The 22,708-nt window shown below is 58.0% G+C and carries 21 protein-coding genes and 2 tRNA genes; 6 read left to right on the forward strand and 17 right to left on the reverse strand.

Going from position 1 to position 22,708, the window contains the following annotated elements:
- Position 1: 1 nt before the first annotated feature.
- The 3 genes from ACOVRJ_RS12055 to ACOVRJ_RS12065 all read right to left on the reverse strand — a co-directional run bounded on the left by ACOVRJ_RS12055 (position 2) and on the right by ACOVRJ_RS12065 (position 2,439).
- A tRNA-Arg gene (locus ACOVRJ_RS12055) sits at positions 2-78 on the reverse strand.
- Between the two features lie 73 nt (positions 79-151).
- Complete coding sequence (locus ACOVRJ_RS12060; RefSeq protein WP_422044091.1) at positions 152-2,134, reverse strand: OPT family oligopeptide transporter; 1,983 nt, start codon at positions 2,132-2,134, stop codon at positions 152-154.
- A 228-nt stretch (positions 2,135-2,362) separates the two neighbouring features.
- Positions 2,363-2,439: transfer RNA gene (locus tag ACOVRJ_RS12065), tRNA-Pro, on the reverse strand.
- Between the two features lie 228 nt (positions 2,440-2,667).
- Between ACOVRJ_RS12065 and trxA the strand changes: the two genes are divergently transcribed.
- The 4 genes from trxA to ACOVRJ_RS12085 all read left to right on the forward strand — a co-directional run bounded on the left by trxA (position 2,668) and on the right by ACOVRJ_RS12085 (position 6,752).
- Positions 2,668-2,997 (forward strand): thioredoxin TrxA, encoded by a 330-nt coding sequence (gene trxA / locus ACOVRJ_RS12070; protein WP_422044092.1) that lies wholly within the window; start codon positions 2,668-2,670, stop codon positions 2,995-2,997.
- Between the two features lie 264 nt (positions 2,998-3,261).
- Entirely contained in the window at positions 3,262-4,527 is a 1,266-nt protein-coding gene (gene rho / locus ACOVRJ_RS12075; RefSeq protein ID WP_263536629.1) for a transcription termination factor Rho, read from the forward strand.
- Positions 4,528-4,693: 166 nt separating this feature from the next.
- The gene (locus ACOVRJ_RS12080) at positions 4,694-4,951 is read left to right on the forward strand and encodes a type B 50S ribosomal protein L31 (protein WP_422044093.1); all 258 of its coding nucleotides are present in this window, start codon (positions 4,694-4,696) and stop codon (positions 4,949-4,951) included.
- A 154-nt stretch (positions 4,952-5,105) separates the two neighbouring features.
- Complete coding sequence (locus ACOVRJ_RS12085; protein ID WP_422044094.1) at positions 5,106-6,752, forward strand: hypothetical protein; 1,647 nt, start codon at positions 5,106-5,108, stop codon at positions 6,750-6,752.
- 85 nt (positions 6,753-6,837) lie between these two features.
- Here the strand turns inward: ACOVRJ_RS12085 and phoR are convergent, their stop codons facing one another.
- The 7 genes from phoR to pstS all read right to left on the reverse strand — a co-directional run bounded on the left by phoR (position 6,838) and on the right by pstS (position 13,727).
- A complete protein-coding gene (gene phoR / locus ACOVRJ_RS12090; protein WP_422044095.1) occupies positions 6,838-8,199 on the reverse strand; it encodes a phosphate regulon sensor histidine kinase PhoR in 1,362 nt (453 codons plus the stop codon).
- Positions 8,200-8,236: 37 nt separating this feature from the next.
- On the reverse strand, positions 8,237-8,938 hold the full coding sequence (phoB, locus tag ACOVRJ_RS12095; RefSeq protein ID WP_422044096.1) for a phosphate regulon transcriptional regulator PhoB: 702 nt from the start codon (positions 8,936-8,938) through the stop codon (positions 8,237-8,239).
- 88 nt (positions 8,939-9,026) lie between these two features.
- Positions 9,027-9,734, reverse strand: a complete 708-nt coding sequence (gene phoU / locus ACOVRJ_RS12100; protein WP_422044097.1) for a phosphate signaling complex protein PhoU — start codon at positions 9,732-9,734, stop codon at positions 9,027-9,029.
- 137 nt (positions 9,735-9,871) lie between these two features.
- On the reverse strand, positions 9,872-10,657 hold the full coding sequence (gene pstB / locus ACOVRJ_RS12105) for a phosphate ABC transporter ATP-binding protein PstB (protein WP_422044098.1): 786 nt from the start codon (positions 10,655-10,657) through the stop codon (positions 9,872-9,874).
- A 20-nt stretch (positions 10,658-10,677) separates the two neighbouring features.
- Positions 10,678-11,562, reverse strand: coding sequence for a phosphate ABC transporter permease PstA (gene pstA / locus ACOVRJ_RS12110; RefSeq protein WP_422044099.1), 885 nt, complete (start codon positions 11,560-11,562; stop codon positions 10,678-10,680).
- Positions 11,559-12,518 (reverse strand): phosphate ABC transporter permease PstC, encoded by a 960-nt coding sequence (pstC, locus tag ACOVRJ_RS12115; RefSeq protein WP_422044100.1) that lies wholly within the window; start codon positions 12,516-12,518, stop codon positions 11,559-11,561. The genes pstA and pstC overlap by 4 nt, the downstream gene beginning before the upstream one ends.
- A 168-nt stretch (positions 12,519-12,686) precedes the next feature.
- Entirely contained in the window at positions 12,687-13,727 is a 1,041-nt protein-coding gene (gene pstS / locus ACOVRJ_RS12120) for a phosphate ABC transporter substrate-binding protein PstS (protein ID WP_422044101.1), read from the reverse strand.
- Positions 13,728-13,926: 199 nt separating this feature from the next.
- Between pstS and ACOVRJ_RS12125 the strand changes: the two genes are divergently transcribed.
- Complete coding sequence (locus ACOVRJ_RS12125) at positions 13,927-14,418, forward strand: fasciclin domain-containing protein (RefSeq protein WP_422044102.1); 492 nt, start codon at positions 13,927-13,929, stop codon at positions 14,416-14,418.
- A gap of 118 nt (positions 14,419-14,536) precedes the next feature.
- Here ACOVRJ_RS12125 and glmM read toward each other — a convergent pair whose 3' ends face one another.
- From glmM to ACOVRJ_RS12145, 4 genes are all read right to left on the reverse strand, one after another.
- On the reverse strand, positions 14,537-15,874 hold the full coding sequence (gene glmM, locus ACOVRJ_RS12130; protein ID WP_422044103.1) for a phosphoglucosamine mutase: 1,338 nt from the start codon (positions 15,872-15,874) through the stop codon (positions 14,537-14,539).
- 39 nt (positions 15,875-15,913) lie between these two features.
- Positions 15,914-16,801, reverse strand: coding sequence for a dihydropteroate synthase (gene folP, locus ACOVRJ_RS12135; protein WP_422044104.1), 888 nt, complete (start codon positions 16,799-16,801; stop codon positions 15,914-15,916).
- A gap of 133 nt (positions 16,802-16,934) precedes the next feature.
- Positions 16,935-18,842, reverse strand: coding sequence for an ATP-dependent zinc metalloprotease FtsH (ftsH, locus tag ACOVRJ_RS12140; protein WP_422044105.1), 1,908 nt, complete (start codon positions 18,840-18,842; stop codon positions 16,935-16,937).
- Positions 18,843-19,017: 175 nt separating this feature from the next.
- A complete protein-coding gene (locus ACOVRJ_RS12145) occupies positions 19,018-19,704 on the reverse strand; it encodes an RlmE family RNA methyltransferase (protein WP_422044106.1) in 687 nt (228 codons plus the stop codon).
- A gap of 20 nt (positions 19,705-19,724) precedes the next feature.
- Here ACOVRJ_RS12145 and ACOVRJ_RS12150 point away from each other — a divergent pair, with 20 nt between their 5' ends.
- Positions 19,725-20,201, forward strand: coding sequence for a YhbY family RNA-binding protein (locus tag ACOVRJ_RS12150; RefSeq protein WP_422044107.1), 477 nt, complete (start codon positions 19,725-19,727; stop codon positions 20,199-20,201).
- Here ACOVRJ_RS12150 and ACOVRJ_RS12155 read toward each other — a convergent pair.
- From ACOVRJ_RS12155 to carB, 3 genes are all read right to left on the reverse strand, one after another.
- Positions 20,176-20,637, reverse strand: coding sequence for a DUF4149 domain-containing protein (locus ACOVRJ_RS12155; RefSeq protein WP_422044108.1), 462 nt, complete (start codon positions 20,635-20,637; stop codon positions 20,176-20,178). The genes ACOVRJ_RS12150 and ACOVRJ_RS12155 overlap by 26 nt on opposite strands.
- Before the next feature lie 19 nt (positions 20,638-20,656).
- Entirely contained in the window at positions 20,657-21,133 is a 477-nt protein-coding gene (gene greA, locus ACOVRJ_RS12160) for a transcription elongation factor GreA (protein WP_422044109.1), read from the reverse strand.
- A 93-nt stretch (positions 21,134-21,226) separates the two neighbouring features.
- On the reverse strand, positions 21,227-22,708 hold a 1,482-nt coding region (gene carB / locus ACOVRJ_RS12165; RefSeq protein ID WP_422044110.1), incomplete at its 5' end, for a carbamoyl-phosphate synthase large subunit.

Genomic DNA, 22,708 nt, shown 5'->3' on the forward strand with positions numbered 1-22,708 from the left:
CTGGCCCGACCAGCAAGAATCGAACTTGCAACCGCCCGCTTAGAAGGCGGGTGCTCTATCCAGTTGAGCTATGGTCGGTCAGAGGCTGAAGTCCTGAGACTCAAGACTTCAGCAGGGGCGCCATTGTGACATGAGCGAACACCCTGCTCGATCAGCCCAGCATCACGTTGACGATGGCGTTGCCAATGCCCATCAAAGCCGCGCCGGAAATCAAGCCAGCACAGATCGGCTCGCAACCTTCAACCCACAAGCGATGACCCGGGCTGCCTGCGGTCTTGTTCTTGCGACCCATGAACCAGAAGAGCAAAGCGCCAATCCACATGGCAAAGACCGACTCTGGCGGCAACACGACACCCAAGCCGATAGAAACGGCCGACAAGGGGAAGCGACCCTTGGTGACAATCCGCGCCACTTCAATCAGCACCGCACTGATCGCAGCAACAGCCATGGCAATGAGTGCGGAACTTGGCAACTCCTTCAAGCCCTTGGCAATCAGTTCAGCCACGCCCTTCCACTGCAAGGCACCAGGCATCGCGAACTGCTCAGAAACCAAGGTCGCGGTGGACCGAACGCCATTGGCATCTGCGGGCAAAAACAACAAGAAGTACAAGGGCACGCAAGCCATGACGCCCGCAAAAATTCCGATGACGTGACCAATGGCCTGATGACGTGGCTTGCCACCCAACATATAGCCCGGCTTGATGTCGGAGAGCAGGTTGGCCGCGTTGGAGGCGATCTCCGAGGTCATGCCAGCGGGCAGCAAATTGCTGGCGGGGTTCGTGCGATCAATCGCGCCCATGGTGAACTGCGTAATCTTGGACAAAGCACCGGTCGGCGTCCAGGAAGTCAAAGCCATCGCATTGGTGCAGATCACCGTCAAAACAAAGATCAAAGGCAAGGACACCAGGGCCAGGAACATGGGGACGCCAAAAAACACATGCGTGACCCAGGCAGCCAAAACGCTGAACACCGGCACACCCACATAAGAGATCCACAGCGGCACTTCAATGCCGGCCAGCAGGTCAGGGCCGCTTGACGCGCTTTTCTTGCCGGCAGACTTAAACAAACTTGTGAACAACTCAGGCTTGGCCAACAGGCCAACCAAAGAGCCGACCACCATCATCGCCACACCCCACCACAGCGACCATTGGTTGACGATTTCAGCGCGCGAGATCGGAACCACAACGCCGGTCGGCGAGACACGCTGGGCGATATCCCCAGCATTGATCATGATGGGCGCCAGCACCACAAAGTTGATAAAGGAGCCCAACAAGCAACTAGTGGCCACCGCAATGCCCATCAAACCACCGACTCCCAACATGGCCGCATCCAACGTGAAGCGCAGGCCCAAAACGCGGAAGTCGACACCCATGATCTTGGGAATCCACAATTCAGCCTTGGCTGCAGCTTGGTAGTAGTAGCTGTCGAGTCGCTCATGAAAGTGCCAAGCCTCTTTCATGCCAGCCCATTGATCCATGCGCAGGATCTTGAACTGCACGAGCTTCATCCAGCCATCACTGACCACCGCCTGATAGAGCCCCGTGAACAAGGCCACCCGACCCAACAACCTGGCCTTGTAAACGCCCTCACCCGCATCCCCGGTGTAAAGCGAATCCAACACGACGCCGCTGGCGCGCCCCTCAGGAAAAGGCAGTTGCTCTTCATTGATGAAGCGCCGCTTCATCGGAAAGGCCACCAATACTCCCAGAATGGAAATCACCGCCATCCAAATGATCATTTGCCACCAAGGAATGATGCGGCCGGTGATCAACATATAAGCCGCCAAACTTGAGTACAAGGGCGCCACCACATAGCCAGCAGCCGTTGCAATCGATTGGGTGCAGTTGTTCTCCAAGATGGTGTAGTCAGCGGCCAAGCCAGCGCCATGCAAAGCACGAAACAAGGCAAAGGACAAGATGACCGAGGTCAGACCAACGCCGATGCCAATGCCGGTTTTACCGCCGATATAGAGCGAGGTCGCCGCCAACACTGCACCGAGCAAAAAGCCCGTCAGGGCCGAGCGCATCGTCAACTGCGGCATATCCCCGCGGTACACATTCTTGAACCACCACTCGTCTTTTTGCGCCCGGGTCCAGGTACGAATCTGCTCGTCGGTGAGTGTTTGGATAGCCATGAGAGGAGAAAAGAGTTAGGGGCTGGGTAGGCCCGTGACGCGAGACACTGTGACTGATTTTCCGCACCCGATCAGAGGCACGACAGCCGAGGATACCCAGGGACTCTGAAGTCAAAACCAAAGAGTCGCATGAGAGTGGCATCCAAGGGAACTCGCTCATATCCTTGCAGCGGACATGAAAAAACCCGCTGCAAGCCAGAGCTCACAGCGGGTTATCCAATTGGGTCTTGGTCGGGGCGGCGGGATTCGAACTCGCGACCCTCTGCTCCCAAAGCAGATGCGCTACCAGGCTGCGCTACGCCCCGACTAAGACAACTATTCTAGCCTGAATTTCTAGCTCTCGTAAAGAGTTTTCAAAAATAAATGAGATTAGCTCCTTTCAGCTCCCTCTACAGCGCTCCGGCATCAACAGGACTGATGCCAAAGCCCCTCCCCCAAACTGACTCAGTCTTTGTGTCAAAATCAATCGGCACCAATGCCAGCATTGTCTGGCGCCCTGCCGGCCCTGCATCCGGCCCGCCCAAGGACACTCCATGAGTAGCGAACTGATCAAACACATTTCCGACGCGTCTTTCGATTCCGATGTCATTCAAGCAGGCAAGCCCGTGCTGGTGGACTACTGGGCCGAATGGTGCGGCCCCTGCAAGATGATTGCCCCCATCCTGGATGAAGTGTCCAAGGAGTACGGTGAGCGCCTGCAAATCACCAAGATGAACGTCGACGAGAACCGTGAAGTGCCCGCCAAGTACGGCATCCGTGGCATTCCGACCCTGATGCTTTTCAAAGATGGCCAACTGGCCGCCACCAAAGTTGGCGCCCTGTCCAAGGCCCAGTTGACGGCCTTCCTGGACGCCAACCTATAATCAACGCAGATTGCTGCGGCGGGATGCACTTCTCAAGCATTTGCATCCCACTTCAGCAGCGTATTGCCAACACGCCCCAGGCCTTTTTTGACGGCTGCGACGCGTGGACTCGGCGCCCAAGCTCCCGCATTGTTTCTTGCTCCGCGACAACGCCCGCCCTCACCGGCCATGCGCCATCGCCCATCATCAGCGGATGAGCCGGCTGCCGAAGTATCTGTCCCCAGTCCTTGGCAGGACTTTTGACGACCTACCGGGTGTTCGCCCATGCATCTTTCAGAACTGAAAGCCCTCCACGTCTCCGAGCTCATCAAGATGGGCGAGGCCTTGGAAATCGACAACGTCGCTCGCATGCGCAAGCAAGAGCTGATGTTCGCCATCATGAAAAAGCGCGCCAAGGGCGGCGAACAAGTGTTCGGCGACGGCGTCCTCGAAGTGCTGCCTGATGGCTTCGGCTTCTTGCGCTCGATCGACGACAGCTATATGGCGTCGACCGATGACATCTATCTGAGCCCCAGCCAGATTCGTCGCTTCAATCTCCACACCGGCGACATGATCGAAGGCGAAGTGCGCGTCCCCAAGGACGGCGAACGCTACTTCGCCCTGGTCAAGGTGGACCGCGTCAATCAACTGACGCCCGAGGAGAGCAAGCACAAGATCATGTTCGAGAACTTGACGCCACTGTTCCCGCGCGAACAGTTCAAGCTCGAACGCGACAACTTCAAGGGCGAAGAAAACGTCACCGGCCGCATCATTGACCTGATCGCGCCGATCGGCAAAGGCCAGCGCGCTCTGATCGTTGCGCAGCCCAAGACCGGCAAGACCGAGATGATGAAGAGCATCGCGCATGCGCTGGTGGCCAATCATCCCGATTCGCACCTGATTGTGCTGCTGGTGGACGAACGCCCCGAAGAAGTGACCGAAATGATTCGCACCGTGCGCGGTGAAGTGATCAGCTCGACCTTTGACGAGCCCGCCGCCCGCCACGTGCAAGTGGCCGAGATGGTGATCGAGCGCGCCAAGCGCTTGGTCGAACTCAAGAAAGACGTGATCATCCTGCTGGACTCGATCACCCGGTTGGCCCGCGCCTACAACAACGTCTTGCCCTCCTCCGGCAAGGTGCTGACCGGCGGCGTGGACGCCAATGCCCTGCAGCGCCCCAAGCGCTTCTTTGGTGCGGCGCGCAAGGTCGAAGAAGGCGGCTCGCTGACCATCATCGGCACCGCGCTGATAGACACCGGCAGTCGCATGGACGAAGTGATCTACGAAGAGTTCAAGGGCACCGGCAACTGCGAAATCCACTTGGATCGTCGCATGGCCGAAAAGCGTGTCTATCCTTCGATCCTGATCAACAAATCCGGCACCCGGCGCGAAGAGTTGCTGCTCAAGCCAGAGATCCTGCAAAAAAGCTGGATCCTGCGCAAGTTGCTCTACAACATGGACGAGATCGAGGCGATGGAGTTCGTGCTGGACAAGATGAAGTCCACCAAAAACAACCTCGACTTCTTCGACATGATGCGTCGTGGTGGCTGATGGCTGAGACTTCAGGGCATCCGACCGGATGCTCTTCGAGAGCTGGGCCTAGCCGAGTTCTCGTCTTTAATCTATAATCCGCGTTTTTGTCGCTGTCGGAAAGTGCGTCACATGGTGTGGCGAGAAGCTGCCGGCACGTCAGCGCAAATCGAGCGAGAGGTTTCTCATGAAAGACGGCATTCACCCCAACTACCGCGAAGTCTGCTTCGTGGACCAATCCAACGGCTTCAAGTTCGTGACTCGTTCGACGATGAACAGCAAAGAGTCGATCAAGTTGGAAGACGGCCGCGAAATGCCGTTGGTCAAGTTGGAAACCACCAGCGAATCGCACCCCTTCTACACTGGCCAGCAAAAGAGCATCGACAATCTGGGCGGTCGCGTCGAGAAGTTCCGCAACAAGTTTGCAGGCTTCGCCAAGAAGTAAGCCTTTCGGGGCTCCAAGAAAAGAGGCAGCTTCGGCTGCCTTTTTTTCTACCTCAGTTTCTTGCCACTACGCTTATCAACCGTCCCACCTTGGCTAGGGCAGTTTCTGCGGCATGATGGTGGCCGTTCAAAATGAAGCACCCCGACTGACCAGCGTGAATTTACCCACTCCCGCAATCGTTGCTGTGCGAGGCGGCCAGCGCCTGCCCCGTTTGGCGCTGCTGTTTTTGTGTGCCGCCTATGTGATACCAGGGCTCTTTGGACGAGACCCTTGGCGCAATGCGGATCTCAGCTCGTTTGGCTTCATGGCCAGCATCGCGCAAGGCCATACCCCCTGGTGGGAGCCGGCCATTGGCGGCATCCCGGCGGCCGGCGGGCCGCTCCCGTATTGGCTGGGGGCTATCGCAATCCAAGCCTTGCCCTTTTTGGATGCGGCCTTGGCGGCACGACTGCCATTCGCCCTGATTCTTGTCTGCGTGCTGGTGCTGGTCTGGTACAGCAGTTTTCACCTGGCCTGCACCGACGCAGCACAGCCGGTGGCTTTCGCGTTTGGCGGGGAAGCACACGCCATTGATTACGCGCGCGCATTGGCGGATGGCGCACTCTTGGCCTTGATTGCCTGCTTGGGCCTACTCCAACTTGGGCACGAGACCACCCCAGAGTTGCTTCAACTGGGCGCGGTGTCACTCTATCTTTACGCACTTGCGTCGGCGCCATTCAGAGTCGTCAAATCACGCTGGGCAGCACTGCTATCTCTCCCCATGCTGGCTGCCAGTGGCGCACCTGCTGTGGCTTTGGCGCTGGCGCTGGTCGGCGCCCTCGTGTGCAATCGATCGGCCTTCAAGCAGGTTCGCACGCTCAGCACATGGCTGCTTGCTGCCGGCCTTTTGGCCGCCTTGAGTGCGTGGGCCTTCAATGCCTGGGCTTGGCGAATCCATGCCAAAGCCGAGATTGAATTGGGCCTCTCCATGCTCAGCCTGATCGGCTGGTTCTGCTGGCCCGCCTGGCCCTTGGCGCTTTGGACACTGTGGCGCTGGCGCAATCATTGGCAGCGCCGCCACATCATGGTCCCCCTCTCCTGCGCACTGGTCTCCTTGGTGACCTGCGTTCTCATGGGGGCTTCAGACCGTGCGCTTTTGTTGAGCCTGCCGGCTTTGGCAGCCCTGGCCGCATTTGCGCTACCGACCCTGCAACGCGGTATTGCGGCGGCCATGGATTGGTTCTCGGTGTTTTTCTTCAGTGCCAGTGCTTTGTTTTTTTGGCTCTACTACAGTTCCATGCAAACCGGTTGGCCAGCGACGCCGCTGGCCAATATGCGTCGCCTGGCCCAAGGGTTTGAGCCCAGCTTCAATGCAGCGGCCTTGGTGCTCGCGCTCTCAGCAACGGTGGCTTGGTTGGCCTTGGTTCGTTGGCGCACAGCGCGACATCAGGCCGCCCTCTGGAAAAGTCTGGTTCTGCCTGCCAGTGGCGTCGCACTCAGCTGGCTGCTGGCCATGAGCTTAACGCTTCAGCCGTTTGATTACGCACGCAGCGACCGCCCCTTGGTTGAACGCTTGCGCCCGCATGTGCCAAGCGACGCCAACTGCATCGCCACACCCCATCAAGCCCTGCACACCATGGCTGCGCTTGAGTTCCAAGGTCAATGGAAAATCGATGGCCGCAACCCGCTTGCAATCAGCCCATGCCAATTTGCCTTCGTCAACGGGCCTGTCAAGGACTTGCCGGAAGGATGGCATCAAATTGCCCAAGTGCGGCGACCCACGGAGCGGGGCTATGGCTTCGCCGTTTTACGTCGCCAATAGGCTGAATGACTGAATGGCTGGAGTCTTTGTTGCCTCCACCGCTGCTGTGAGCGTTGAAGCGCCCGGCATTTGAAGCGACGGCAGCTCAGTGTTCAAGCGGCGAGGACATGGCTGACTCCACGCCCAAGGGCGTTTCACCAAGCCGCCGAATGCGAACCGCAGGAAACACCAGCTGAAACTTCGAACCTTTGCCTGGCTCACTCTCGATGTGCAACTCGCCACCGTGACGCTGCAAGACATGCTTGACGATGGACAAACCCAGCCCGGTTCCGCCTGTTTCTCGTGAGCGGCTGCCATCCACGCGGTAGAAACGTTCGGTCAAACGCGGCAAGTGCTCGCGAGAGATGCCCGGCCCGGTATCGTTGACGCTCAACTCACCCGACCCATCAGACAAGAGTCGCCAGTGCACATCCACCACCCCACCATCCGGTGTGTAACGCACGGCATTGGTCACAAGATTCGCAGCCGCGCTCAGCAGCTCGGACTCAACGCCAGCCAACTCAATCTGGGTATCCATCTGAATATGGATCTGGTGCCGACCGGCTGACAAAGCCAGCGCATCCGAATTCAGGCGAAGCAGCAAGGTATCCAAGGCCACCCAACGATCGGGCGCGGGACGAGGGCTGCCTTCAAGTTGCGCCAGGGTCAGCAAATCACTGACAAGACTTTGCATGCGCTGGGTTTGCTGCCCCATCAGGATCAACACGCGGCGCTGTTCCGCCTCGGTCAAGGGCAAGGAACTCATCGTCTCGATGAAGCCCCCGAGCACGGTCAGCGGTGTACGAATCTCATGGGACACATTGGCCACAAAGTCGCGTCGCATCGCATCTGCGCGCTCACGCTCGGTAATGTCCTGAGACAGCACCAAGGTCATGCCTTCACCATAACGCCGTACCACCACAGACAGCGTTCCCAAGCCTCGCACGTTATTGAGGATCAAAGGCTTGCCAAACTGACCCGCTTGCAAAAAGGCGACGAAGGCCGGCGAACGCACCAGATTGGTCACACGTTGACGCAAATCACGCTGTGGATCGAGCGAAAAATGGTCGGCTGCGACACGATTGCACCAGTGAATCTGATCCAATTCATCCAGCATCATCACGCCGTTGGGCGAAGCCTCAATGGCCGAAAGGAACTGATCGAGTTGTGTGCGCTCGCGGGCAATGGTTTTCTCCCGGTCACGCACGGCACGTTCGACCCGGTAGGCCAACTCGCCCCACCAGCCGCTATCCCGTGGTGCAGTGTCGAGCTGTGAGCCGCGCAGCCATTGCATCAGGCGATGCGCCCGAATCGAATCGACCAGCATCAAGGAAGCCACAGCACTCGCAGCGCTGAAGACTTCCGCAATGAATGGCGTCTTTAGCCAGCGTTCAAGCCAGATCCCGATCGCTGTTCCCAGCAAGACCGACAAGACGGCCATCACGACCCGCGGCAACAACCAACTCACGCCAACTCCAGGCTGGATGCAAGACTGAATTCGCGCTTCATGCCGGCAAGGCGGCAACCTGCTGAGTCAGGCGATAGCCTGCACCACGCACCGTTTCGATCATGCGGGCGCATTGCACACGCTCCAGCGCTTCCCGCAGTCGTTTGACATGCACATCGACGGTCCGTTCCTCGATGAAGACATGATCCCCCCAGACACGATCCAGCAATTGCGAACGGCTGTGCACACGTTCCGGATGGGTCATGAAGAAGTGGAGCAAACGGAACTCGGTGGGGCCGAGCTTCACTTCGGCACCATCACGGCTGACGCGGCGTGTGCCGGGATCCAAGCTCAAGCCCCCCACCTCGACCAGCGAGTCCAAAGCCTCGGGTGCCTTGCGACGCAGCACGGCACGGATACGGGCCAGCAACTCATTGGTCGAGAAGGGCTTGGTCAAATAGTCATCGGCACCTGCATCCAAGCCCGACACCTTGTCGGTCTCTTCGGCACGGGCCGTCAACATAATGATGGGCAATTCTTTGGTGCGGCTCGCACCGCGCCACTGACGCGCCAGCGCCAAGCCCGATTGTCCGGGCAGCATCCAGTCCAGAACCACCAGATCGGGCAAAACACGATCCACCTCATACTGGGCTTGGTCGGCGCTGGAGGCCAAAGTGACATCAAAACCTGCGTGACGAAGATTGATAGAAATCAGTTCTGCAATAGCAGACTCATCTTCCACCACAAGAATTCGGCTCATGCGCTTGCTCCTCAGCTCAGCGAACCAAGGCTGAACAAGCCTTGGCTATATACAAACAATAAAAGTCAAACCCCGCAGAGAGTCCGCTTCAGCGGACCATGGTTTCCACGGCTTCGGGGGTGTTGTGGCGCACGTCAGTGCCCTTCACCACATAGATGATCACTTCGGCCAGGTTCTTGGCGTGGTCGCCCACACGTTCGATGGCCTTGGCCACGAAGACCAGATCGATCGAGGACGAAATCGTGCGCGGATCTTCCATCATGTAGGTGATCAGCTTGCGCATCAGACCATCAAACTCTTTGTCGATCTGGTCGTCTTGCTTCAGCACCTCAACGGCCTTTTCAACATCCAATCGAGCGAAGGCATCCAAGGCCTTGCGCAACAAGGCCGTGGCCAATTCAGCCTCGAAGGCCAAGTCGGACATCGGCAGACGCAAGCGGCTGGAAACACCCGAATTGATCAGGCGCTGCACGGTGCGTGCAATACGCGCAGCCTCGTCGCCGACGCGCTCAAGATTGGCGATCGTTTTGGAAATGGCGATCAGCAAACGCAAGTCACGGGCGGTCGGCTGGCGGCGCGCAATGATGCCGGACAGATCACGGTCAATCTCCACTTCCATGGTATTGACCTGCTCTTCTTGCTTGAGCACCACGCTGGCGATGTCGCTGCTGAACGAGGTCAAGGCCAACACGGCTTGCGCCACCTGGGACTCGACCAGGCCGCCCATTTCCAGCACTCGCGTGGAAATGCCGCTCAGTTCGGTGTCGAATTGCGTGGAAAGATGTTTATCACCCATGGCTTGATCCTGATGGTTCCGGTGAAGCGGCCTCTTTGGGTCGGCGCTGCTTCGTTGAGAGAGGTACTGCTCGTCTTGCTATCTACTATCGAGTTATGCGGACGGCGAACCGTGTTGCGTCAGTTCGCCTTCTCCGGTCAGCCGAAGCGTCCAGTAATGTAGTCCTCGGTGTCCTTGCGCTTGGGCTTCATGAACAGCTCTGTGGTCGGCCCGAACTCGATCAAGTCGCCCAGATACATATAGGCGGTGTAGTCCGAGCAACGCGCCGCTTGCTGCATGTTGTGGGTCACGATGGCCACGGTGTAATCGTTTTTGAGCTCGTGGATGAGCTCTTCGATCTTGCCGGTGGAAATCGGGTCCAGGGCCGAGCAGGGCTCGTCCAAGAGCAAGACCTCAGGCTTGATCGCGATGCCGCGAGCAATGCACAAGCGCTGTTGCTGGCCACCCGACAGGCCCGAACCGCTTTGGTTCAGCTTGTCCTTGACCTCACCCCAAAGCGCCGCCTTCTTCAAGGCCCACTCCACGCGTTCATCCATTTCAACGCGGGGCAAGGTTTCGAACAGACGCACGCCAAAGGCAATGTTGTCGTAGATGGACATCGGGAACGGTGTTGGCTTCTGAAACACCATGCCGATCTTGGCGCGGATCAAGGAGACATCTTCCTTGCTGGTGAGGATGTCTTGGCCGTCCAGCAAGATCTGCCCCTCGGCACGCTGCTCGGGGTAGAGCTGGAACATGCGATTCAACGTCCGCAACAGGGTCGACTTGCCGCAGCCCGAAGGGCCGATGAAGGCGGTGACCTTGTTCTCTGGAATGTCCAGATTGATGTTCTTCAAGGCAAGAAACTTGCCGTAATAGAAGTTCAGGTTGCGAACCGAGAGCTTGGCCCGCTCGGTGACAGGCATATCAACTTTTGCGTCCATGATGAACTCCGCTCTATCTATCAATGCTTATTCTTGAAAAGTACGCGCGCCAGAATGTTCAGGAACAACACCCCAACGGTGATGATGAACACACCCGCCCAAGCCAGCTTCTGCCAGTTTTCATAAGGGCTCATCGCGAACTTGAAGATGGTGACCGGCAAGCTGGCCATCGGCTGGCTCAGATCGGAAGTCCAGAACTGGTTGGACAAGGCCGTGAACAACAAAGGCGCGGTCTCGCCCGAGATGCGAGCCAGAGCCAGCAAAATGCCGGTCAGCACACCTGCTCGCGCTGACTTCAAGGTCACCGAAGCGATCACTTTCCACTTCGGCGTCCCCAAGGCATAAGCGGCTTCGCGCAAGGCGTTCGGAATAAGGCTCAGCATGTTCTCGGTGGTTCGAATCACCACCGGAATCACGATCAAGGCCAAGGCCAAGATGCCGGCGAAGCCGGAGAAGCTCTGCATGCGCGCCACCACCAGGCCGTAAATGAACAAGCCCACCACAATCGAAGGTGCCGACAGCAAGATGTCGTTGATGAAACGCACCGTGGAACCCAACCAAGTCTTCTGGCCATACTCAGCCAAATAGATGCCGGCCATGATGCCAATGGGCGTACCCAAGGCTGTGGCCAAACCGACCATCGCCATCGAACCGAATATCGCATTTGCCAAACCGCCGCTTGCAGCCATCGGTGGCGGCGTCATCTCGGTAAAGGTGGCCATGGTCAGGCCGCCAATCCCCAAACGTACGGTCTCAAAGAGGATCCACATCAGCCAGAACAAACCGAAGGCCATTGCGCACAAAGAGAGCGTCAGGGCGACCGCATTCACGCGCTTGCGCTTGTTATGCATGCGCAAGCGCTGGGCGTCCAAGCCCGCATCACGAGTCATGGTGGTATTGCTCATGTGCGCGCTCCCTCATTCTTCTTCAACTGCGACAACAGCACCTTGGAGAAGGCCAGGACCACAAAGGTGATGAAGAACAGGACCAGACCCAGATAAATCAGCGAGGCCTGATGCAAGCCTTCGCCCGCTTCAGCAAATTCGTTAGCCAGCGCTGATGTGATGCTGTTCGCTGCCTCAAACACCGACAGCGAATTCAATTGATTCATATTGCCAATAACGAAAGTCACCGCCATGGTTTCACCGAGGGCGCGACCGAGGCCCAGCATGATGCCGCCAATCACGCCAGTCTTGGTGTAGGGCAGCACGACACGTGACACCACCTCCCAAGTGGACGAACCCAAGCCGTAAGCCGACTCTTTAAGCATGGGCGGGGTGACTTCAAACACGTCCCGCATCACCGAGGCGATGAAGGGGATGATCATGATCGCCAAAATAATGCCGGCCGACAAAATGCCAATACCGACCGGGGGACCCGAAACCAAGGTATTCAGGAACGGGACATCACCCAGCAAACGCTGCAAGGGCTGTTGCACATAGGTCGCCAGAATCGGACCAAACACCAACAGACCCCACATGCCATAAACAATGGAGGGAACAGCCGCCAACAATTCAACCGCGACACCGAGCGGGCGCTTCAGCCAGTTGGGAGACAACTCGGTCAGAAACAATGCGATCCCGAAGCTCACTGGCACCGCGATCAACAGAGCAATGAAGGAGGTCATCAAGGTGCCGTAAATCATCACCAAGCCGCCAAACTTCTCCTGAACCGGATCCCATTCACTGGTCCAAAGAAAAGCCAAGCCGAATTCCTTGATCGCCGGCCAAGCGCCGACCACCAAGGAAATGATGATGCCGACCAGCAAACTCAGAGTCAGCCATGCCGCTCCGTGAGCCAAAAAGGAAAAAAGCTTGTCGGCCCAAGGGGCCACAGAGCGCCGTGTCGGCGGACTGGACATGGGCTGCACACGCTCGCTTGGCTGCCCGGAGTCATATGAATTGGCTGGAAGTATTGCGGCCACGAGGCCTCCGCATGGTCTGCGTTAAAGAAATCGAGATGGCTGATTAGACTGCAGCCCAGCACGCCAAAAAGCGGCTGGGCTGCTCGCCTTTACATCAGCTCAAACTCACTTGAAGCTGATGGCCTTGCCGGAGGCGTCCTTCAGGTTATCGGTCCACTGCTTGCGAACCAAGTCCTTCACCACTGCTGGCAGCGCCACATAATCCAACTCGTCAGCAGCCTTGTCGCCATTGCTGAAGGCCCAATCGAAGAACTTCAGGGTGTTGGCAGCATTGACCGGCTTTTCCTGGGTCTTGTACATCAGGATGTAAGTCGGGTTGGCCAGGGGCCATGCATCCTTGCCAGGCTGCTCGGTGGTGATTTGATAGAAGGTCTTCTTCCAGTCAGCACCGGCCGCTGCGGCCTTGAAGCCTTCTTCGCTTGGGGAAACGAAATGACCGTCCTTGTTGCGCAACAAGGTGAAGGTCATCTTGTTTTGCTTGACATAGGCGTACTCAACATAGCCGATCGAGTTGGGCAGACGCTGAACGAAAGCGGCAACGCCTTCATTGCCTTTGCCGCCAGCACCGGTCGGCCAGTTCACTGCGGTGCCTTCGCCAACCTTGCTCTTCCACTCTTCATTCACCTTGGACAGGTAGTTGGTGAAGATGAAAGAAGTGCCCGAGCCGTCAGCGCGACGAACCACGGAGATGGCTGCATCAGGCAGCGGCACGCCGGGGTTCAGCGCCGTCAGGGCAGCGTCGTTCCACTTGCTGATCTTGCCCAAATAGATATCACCCAGCACTTGGCCGGTCAGCTTGATTTGACCGGGAGCGATACCCTTGATGTTCACGACAGGCACCACGCCGCCGATCACGGTCGGGAACTGAATCATGCCGTCCTTGGCCAATTCTTCGTCCTTGAGCGGCATGTCGGTCGCGCCGAAGTCCACGGTCTTGGCCTTGATCTGGCGAATGCCAGCACCGGAGCCCACCGACTGATAGTTAATACGTGCGCCAGTCGCCTTGTTGTACGCATCCGCCCACTTGGCATACAAAGGGGCTGGGAATGTAGCGCCCGCGCCGGTCACGTCTTGAGCTTGAGCCAAAGGCAGAATAGCCAAACCGGCCACGAAGAAAAATCCAGTGCAAGGCAAATTGAATTTCATGAGCGTCCTATCGATGCTTGGAGTGACAACGATCGGCATGATATGACTCGAATATGACACGATAGTGACTCCAAACTCAAGGCCATAAAGCCCTTACAAATCGTGTCACAAAGCGCCTTTCGGCCAAAAGTCGTTCATTGAATCGTCATATTTCCTGCTTAAGCTGCGCCACTGCCCCTTATTTGTGGAGATTTTTGACATGAACACGATTCGACGCGCCTTGACCATTGCCGGCATGATCGCCGCTAGCTTGGCTCTGAGCGCATGCGCGACTGCGCCAGCTCCCGCCAACTTGGCCGACACGCTGGCTCGCAATCCGCAGTTGAGCACATTCAACCGCCTGATTGAGCAAGCCGGCATGAAAGAAGCCCTGCGAGCCGCAGGCCCTTTGACCGTGTTTGCGCCCAGCGATGAAGCGTTCAAGGCGGTGCCAGCCAAGACCATGGAAGCCCTGGCCGCCGACAAGACTCAGTTGCAAGCGGTGCTGAACTTCCACATCGTGCCCAGCAAGCTGCTTGCCGCCGACGTGAAGAACGGCAATGTCAAAACCGTCCATGGCGCCAACATCGCCTTGAGCCGCGCCGGTGATTTCGTCACGATTGAAGATGGCATGGTTCAGCAAGCCAACATCTCGGCCACCAACGGTGTCGCTCATGTGATCGACCGTGTTCTGACACCGCCCAAGAAGTAAAGCAAGCCACCACCATGATCGGGGCTACGTCGCCTCGATCCATGAAAAAAAGGCCCGCTGCAAACTCAGTTGCAGCGGGCCTTTTTCAAACCTGCGCAAAGTACTCGAAGCGCGGCACTCAGGCTGGCAGCTTGACGGCATCCGCGAGACGCTGCGCGCATCGCTGTGCCAGACCGGCATCGCTGGCTTCGACCATCAGGCGCAACAGCGGCTCGGTCCCCGAGGCGCGAATCAACACCCGACCCCGATTGCCAAGCTCGGCCGTGACTTCAGCCTGCTCTCGCGCCAAGTTGGGATTGCTCTTCCAGTCCTGCCCCATCTGCAAGCGCACATTGATCAGCGTCTGAGGGAACAAGCTGACGTCTGCCAACTGATCGGCAAGGCTGCGCCCGGTGCGACACACCGACTGCAAAATCAACAAGGCACTGACAATGCCGTCGCCGGTGGTGTGCTTGTCCAAGGCCAGCAAATGCCCAGACCCTTCTCCGCCCAACTGCCAGCCTCGCGCACTGAGCTCCTCCAACACATAGCGGTCGCCCACCTTGGCGCGAACAAAGTCCACATCCAGCGACTTGAGGGCCAACTCGACCGCCATATTGGTCATCAAGGTGCCGACTGCGCCAGAGACACGCTGACCCTGGCCCAAGCGATCAGCCACCATCACGTAGAGCAATTCATCGCCGTTGTAGAGACGGCCCTGAGCGTCGACCAGTTGCAAGCGATCCGCATCACCATCCAGGGCAACGCCGTAATGCGCCCCATGCTCCTGCACCGCCTTGACCAAGGCCGCCGGTGAGGTGGCGCCAAATCCCGCATTGATATTGAAACCGTCCGGGCTGCATCCGATCGAGATGACCTCAGCGCCCAACTCATGGAACACATCGGGCGCGACATGGTAGGCCGCACCATGGGCAGCGTCGACCACGATCTTCAGGCCCTTGAGGGTCAAGTCTGAGCCAAAGCTGTTCTTGCAGAACTCGATGTAGCGGCCACGCGCATCGCTGATTCGCTTCGCCCGACCGAGATTCGCGGAGTCTATCCAGGTAGGAGGCTCTTCCAGCGCAGCTTCGACGGACTGCTCCCACACATCCGGGAGCTTCTCGCCTTTGGCCGAGAAAAACTTGATGCCGTTGTCGGCAAATGGATTGTGAGACGCACTGATCACCACCCCCAGATCCTGCCGCAAGGCGCGGGTCAGATAAGCGACCCCGGGAGTGGGCAAAGGCCCAGTCAGTAGCACATCGACACCCGCGGACGCAAACCCGGCCTCCAAGGCCGACTCGATCATGTAGCCCGAGATGCGTGTGTCCTTGCCAATCAAGACACTGGGGCGAGTGTTTGTCTTGCGCAAAACCTGGCCGACGGCATGGCCCAACTTGAGCATGAAGTCCGGCGTGATGGGCAACTGCCCAACCGTGCCTCGAATACCATCAGTCCCGAAATACTTACGGCTCATATTGAGCACCCTCCTGAATCACTATTCGCGCATTGTCCATCAGTCACGTGACGGAATCGCAGGCGCACCAGCTGCCGCACACCAAACCTTGACGGCATCCACCGTTGGCGCGACATCATGCACACGAAGAATCCTCGCGCCTTGGTTCAGTGCAGCCAAACCTGCAGCCAGACTCGCGGCCAAGCGCTGATCCACGCTCCGGCCCGTCACGTCCCCCAGAGAGCGCTTGCGTGACCAGCCCGCCAGGATCGGGAAATCCAGGGCCAAGAGCTCGGACTGCCGCGCCAGAAGTTCAAAATTTTGGGGCGTGTTTTTGGCAAAGCCATAGCCGGGATCGAGAACTATTCGACGGGCATCAATGCCCGCGTCCATCGCACAGCGAGCACGTTCAGCCAAAAACGCAGAAACCTCGGCGACCACGTCACCGTAGTCACACATGGACTGCATGGTGCTGGATTCGCCACGCATATGCATCAAGCAGACCCCAGCCTGGGCGTAAGTGCGCAGCAATGGCAAGGCAGCCTCATCTCGCAGAGCCTTGATGTCGTTGATGATGTCTACACCCTTGTCCAAGGCGCGAGCCATCACTTCGGCCTTGCAGGTGTCCACTGACACGGGCACACCCAGCGATAGCGCGACCTCCAGCACCGGGGCAATACGCGCCCATTCATGCTCGGGGCTCAAACTTGTTGAACCGGGGCGACTGGACTCCCCGCCGATATCCAAAATGTCAGCGCCCTCCTCGACCAAATGCGAACAATGGTCTACCGCTTCTTTCGCACTGACGTGTTGCCCCCCGTCGGAGAAAGAATCAGGTGTGACATTGACGATCCCCATCACCAAAGGGCGACTCAGATCAATCTCGAAACGCGTCGTTTGCCAGACCTGCTGTGGAGCCTTGGCGTTCATGACTTTGCTGATACTCATGCGTACGACCATGAAAAAAGGGGTCGGTCTTTACAGACAAACCCCTTGTGTGGCGTGAACTTCAACTTCGCTTGAACTGCGCAAACCCGAGTCAAGTCAAAGCAAGCGACAATTCAAGCCGAAACGACCTCAATCACACGACGGCCGCAGCGCCATCCGTGGACACAGGAGGCGAGCCGCCACCATCCGACTTGCTATTGACCGAAGGCGTCCAATCCTTGGGCGGCCGCGCCGGCTTGCCAGACATGATGTCTTCAATCTGATCGGCATCAATGGTTTCAAACTCCAACAAGGCCGTCGCCATCGCGTGCATCTTGTCTTTGTTCTCCTCGATCAAGCGGCGAGCGATACCGTACTGATCATCAATGATGCGGCGAATCACTGTATCCACCTTGCGCATCGTCTCTTCCGACATATTGGTGGTCTTGGTCACCGAACGACCCAAGAACACTTCGCCTTCATTGTCGGAATAAACCATCGGACCCAACTCGTCCGTCATGCCGTAGCGCATGACCATATCGCGAGCAATCGCCGTGGCACGCTCAAAGTCATTGGAAGCGCCTGTGGTCATTTGATTCATGAACACTTCTTCGGCAATGCGACCACCGAACAGCACCGAGATGGTGGAGAGCATGCGCTCCTTGTCCATGCTGTAGCGATCACCCTCAGGCAACTGCATGGTCACACCCAAAGCACGGCCACGAGGAATGACCGTCACCTTGTGAACCGGGTCGGTCTTCGGCATCAAACGCGCCACCAGCGCATGGCCCGCCTCGTGATAGGCAGTATTGCGGCGCTCTTCCTCCGGCATGATCATGGACTTGCGCTCGGGGCCCATCATGATCTTGTCCTTGGCCTTCTCGAAGTCGACCATCTCCACCACTCGGCCGCTGCGGCGTGCAGCAAACAAAGCGGCTTCATTGACCAGATTGGCTAGATCGGCACCGGAGAAACCTGGCGTACCACGGGCAAGGATGTCAGCACGAATGTCTTGGCCGACAGGCACCTTGCGCATGTGCACATTCAGAATCTGCTCGCGGCCGCGCACATCGGGCAAGGTCACATAGACCTGGCGGTCAAAGCGACCCGGGCGAAGCAAGGCGGGGTCCAGAATGTCCGGGCGGTTGGTTGCAGCCATCACGATGACGCCGAGATTGGTCTCGAAACCGTCCATCTCGACCAGCATCTGGTTCAGCGTCTGTTCACGCTCGTCATTACCGCCACCCAGGCCGGCCCCGCGGTGACGCCCAACAGCATCAATTTCGTCGACGAAGATGATGCAAGGCGCACTTTTCTTGGCCTGCTCGAACATATCGCGTACACGAGCAGCGCCGACGCCCACAAACATTTCGACAAAGTCAGAACCGGAGATGGCAAAGAATGGCACTTTTGCCTCGCCAGCAATGGCCTTGGCCAGCAAAGTCTTACCGGTTCCGGGAGGGCCAACCAGCAGCACGCCGCGTGGAATACGGCCGCCCAGCTTTTGGAACTTCTGCGGATCCTTCAGGAAGTCGACCAACTCCTTGACTTCTTCCTTGGCCTCATCGCAGCCGGCCACATCAGCAAAAGTCGTGGTGTTGTTCGCCTCGTCGAGCATGCGGGCCTTGGACTTGCCAAAGCTGAACGCGCCGCCCTTGCCGCCGCCTTGCATCTGGCGCATAAAGTAAACCCAAACGCCGATCAGCAAAAGCATCGGCCCCCAGCTGATCAACATATTGATCAGGAAGGATGGCTCTTCGCGCGGTTTGACATCGAACCTAACGCCGTTATTGCGCAGGTCACCGATCAGGCCACGATCCAAATAGGTCGCCTGCACACGCAGCTTCTTGCCTTCATTGGTTTCAGCGAGGATGTCCGTCCCTGCCCCGCCTTCTTGCAGGGTGACCTGCTTGATGCGATGCGCTTGAACTTCGTCAAGAAACTCCGAGTAACCGATTTGGTTCCCCTGCGACGCACCTCGGTCGAACTGCTTGAAGACAGTGAACAGCACCAGGGCGATCACCATCCAAACAGCTACCTTCGAGAACCACTGATTGTTCACCGCGACTCCTTCATTCAATTCGCCCGACCGCGCCAATGGCGGCCTTGTGCACGGCATATGGGGTTGATTCTATTGCAGTCAAGGGGGGCGCCTGTTTTTGCTTAGCCCCATGATCTGGCGGACATTGCCAGACATTACCGAGTCCGCCACATCTCTTGCGATAAATCACAAGCCATTAGCGAGATTTACCGGGAGACTTCAGCCCGATCCCAACCAAGAAGGTCTCGGACGAACGATCTCGAGACGCTTTGGGCTTGATGGGCTTGACCTTCTTGAATGTGGCTTTGAACAGCTCGACCAATTGACTGTAGCCGCTCCCGTGAAAAACCTTGGCAACCAAAGCGCCGTCGGGCTTCAAGTGGTGGATGGAAAAATCAATCGCCAGTTCAATCAAGCCACCTACTCGGGCCGCATCCACGCCTTCAATGCCCGATAAGTTCGGAGCCATATCGGACACCACCACATCAACTGCACGGCCAGCCAAGGCCTGCTCCAACTGCTGCAGCACCGCCTCTTCCTGGAAATCGCCTTGAATGAACTGCACCCCCTCAATTGGATCGCAGGGCAAAAGATCGAGCGAAATGATGGTTCCGTTCAGCGCACCGACCGCAGCACCACCAACACCCGCTTCCTTGGGCGCAAAGCAGCGGCGCAGATACTGACTCCATGCACCGGGTGACGCACCCAAATCGACGACCACCTGACCCGGACGTATCAGCTTCAGCTCTTCGTCGATTTCCTTCAGCTTGTAGGCTGCACGCGCACGGTAACCATCCCGCTGCGCCATCTTGACGTAGGGGTCGTTGATGTGATCATGCAACCACGCCTTATTAAGTTTCTTGCTTTTTGTTGTGAACTTCATGTTGCACGGATAATACGCGTATGCCTGCGATTCAATTGACTCCTGCCCAGCGCAAGGAAAAACGCTCCGAAGCTCATCATCTTGACCCAGTCGTGATGATAGGCGCGGATGGACTCACCCCTGCTGTCGTCAAAGAGACGGACGCTGCCTTAAATGCCCATGGGCTGATCAAGGTGCGCATCTTCTCGGACGACCGCGCCAACCGCGAGAGCATTTTTGCCTCTTTGTGCGGCGAACTGAATGCCGCGCCGATTCAGCACATCGGCAAGCTGTTGATCATCTGGCGACCCATGCCTGAGAAGATTGACGCTGAGCGCGAAGACGGCAAAGCCGGCCCGCGTGTGGTGAAGATTGTGAAGTTCTCCAAGAGTGGCAACCATCGCCCTCAGGTGAAAAAACTTCGCGTGCTTGGCAATGAGCGCGTCGCCCAAGGCGGCGAGATCAAGCGCGCCAAGCGCCGCCTGACCAGCGTTAAGAAGATTTCGCAGGATCAGTGATCTGAGCCGGCGCTTTTGCTGCAGTGCTGCGCCAAGCCAAGGCCAGCACCAGCAATAGCTTGATCCCATAAAGGCCTAGAGACACGCCGTGCAAGGCCATGAAGCTCCATGCACCTTGCCCGGCCTTGGCCGCTGCCATCAAGGGCTGCAGCGCGTAGTAGCCTGCCACCGTACAAAACAGCGCCCCAGCGGGCAGCAAGAATTCGGCAGAGATGGGGGGCAAGCCACGATCCCGTGCCCGACGCCGCGCCATCAGCATCAAGAGCAGCCCCACCCCAAGGGACAGTTGCGCCTCCAACGAGAAGAGGCGCGCCACCACCAAGCCCGCCTGGGCGCGTTCGAGAACCGCAAAAGCGGATGGCGCAGCAAGCCCGGCGACAGACAGCAAAAGGCCGCCCCAGAGGGCGGCCAACAGGGCACTGAACCTATTCAACATACTGAACTGTTACGAAACCTCAGATGTAACGTACTTCGACCACTTCATAACGTTTGATACCACCGGGCGCTTTTACCTCGGCCACATCACCCGCCTCTTTGCCGATCAAGGCTCTGGCGATGGGCGAGCTGATGGAGATCAAACCCAGCTTCAAGTCCGCCTCATCGTCTCCGACGATTTGATAAGTGACTTCGGCACCACTGGCCTCTTCTTCCAAATCAACCGTGGTTCCGAAAACAATGCGCCCACCCGCATCCAACTCTGAAGGATCAATGATCTGAGCCGCCCCCAGCTTCCCTTCGATTTCAAGGATGCGGCCTTCGATAAAGCCTTGCTTGTCTTTGGCTGCCTCGTACTCGGCGTTCTCGGACAGATCGCCTTGAGCGCGCGCCTCAGAGATCGCATTGATCACCGCATGACGCTCGACGCTTTTCAGGCGATGCAATTCTTCTTTGAGCTTTTCAGCACCGCGCTTGGTCAATGGAATCGTGGCCATGATTTATTTCGTAAACCTTGAAAGACAAAATGAATCCGCCGCTGCGGCTCGGGGCGACCCGAAGCGCGGCGGCGGAATTCTTGAGACCGAAGTTTAGTGCAGTTCGGCGTGCAGTTCTTGCAGGGATTGCACCAGCAGACCGTTCTGGTGCTTCATCCCCTCCACCGCAGCCTCGCAGCCCGCCATGGTGGTGTAGTAGGTGACGCGCGCAGCCAATGCGGCCTGGCGGATATGACGGCTGTCCGCAATCGCGGTGCGGGTTTCATCCACGGTCGTGAAGACCAGTTGGATTTCACCGCCCTTGATCATGTCGACGATGTGCGGCCGGCCATCCTTGACCTTGTTGACCACACGAACCGGCACGCCCACTTCAGCAATAGCCGCAGCGGTACCCTTGGTCGCCACCACACCGAAGCCTAAAGCATGCAGATCCTTGGCCACCGCCACGGCGCGCGCCTTGTCGCCGTTCTTCACGGTGATGAGGATATTGCCTTGGCGCGGCAGGCGCGAACCTGCACCCAACTGGCTCTTCAGCATGGCTTCGCCAAAGGTCTTGGCCGCACCCATGACTTCACCGGTCGAACGCATTTCCGGGCTCAGGATCGGGTCCACACCGGGGAACTTGTTAAAGGGGAAAACCGCTTCCTTGACGCTGAAGTAAGGCGGAATCACCTCGGCCGGCACACGGCCCTTGCGATCCTTCTGATCCTTCAGCTTCTGACCCGCCATGCAGCGCGCGGCAATCTTGGCCAACTGCTGTCCGGTGGCCTTGGAAACAAAAGGCACGGTACGCGAAGCGCGTGGGTTCACTTCGAGCACGTAAACGGTGGCACCCTCCAAGCCGCCGGTCACATTGCCCTGGATGGCGAACTGCACGTTCATCAAACCCACCACGTTCAGGCCGCGCGCCATGGCAGCAGTCTGCTTGCGCAACTCGTCTTGCAAGGCCAACGACAAGGTGTAAGGCGGCAGCGAGCAAGCCGAATCACCGGAGTGGATACCGGCCGCTTCGACGTGCTCCATGATGCCGCCAATCATCACATCGACGCCGTCGCTGATGCAATCCACATCGACTTCCAGCGCGTCTTCCAAGAAGCGATCCAGCAGCACCGGCGACTTGTCCGACACACGCACCGCTTCGCGCATATAGCGCTCCAGGTCCTTGTCACCGTGCACGATTTCCATCGCGCGGCCGCCCAAAACGTAGCTCGGACGAACCACCAAGGGATAGCCAATCTCACGCGCCAAGACCAGCGCCGCCTCTTCAGTACGCGCGGTGCGGTTCGGCGGCTGCTTCAGACCCAGGTCATGCAGCAGCTTCTGGAAGCGCTCGCGGTCTTCGGCGATATCGATGCTCTCGGGTGAGGTGCCGATGATGGGCACGCCATTGGCTTCCAAATCGAGCGCCAGTTTCAGCGGCGTCTGGCCACCGTACTGGACGATCACGCCGACCGGCTTTTCCTTGTCGACGATTTCCAGCACGTCTTCCAAAGTCACCGGCTCGAAGTACAAGCGATCCGAGGTGTCGTAGTCAGTCGACACGGTCTCGGGGTTGCAGTTGACCATGATGGTTTC

This window comes from Roseateles sp. (assembly GCF_049240545.1).
Taxonomy (GTDB): Bacteria; Pseudomonadota; Gammaproteobacteria; order Burkholderiales; family Burkholderiaceae_C; genus Paucibacter_A.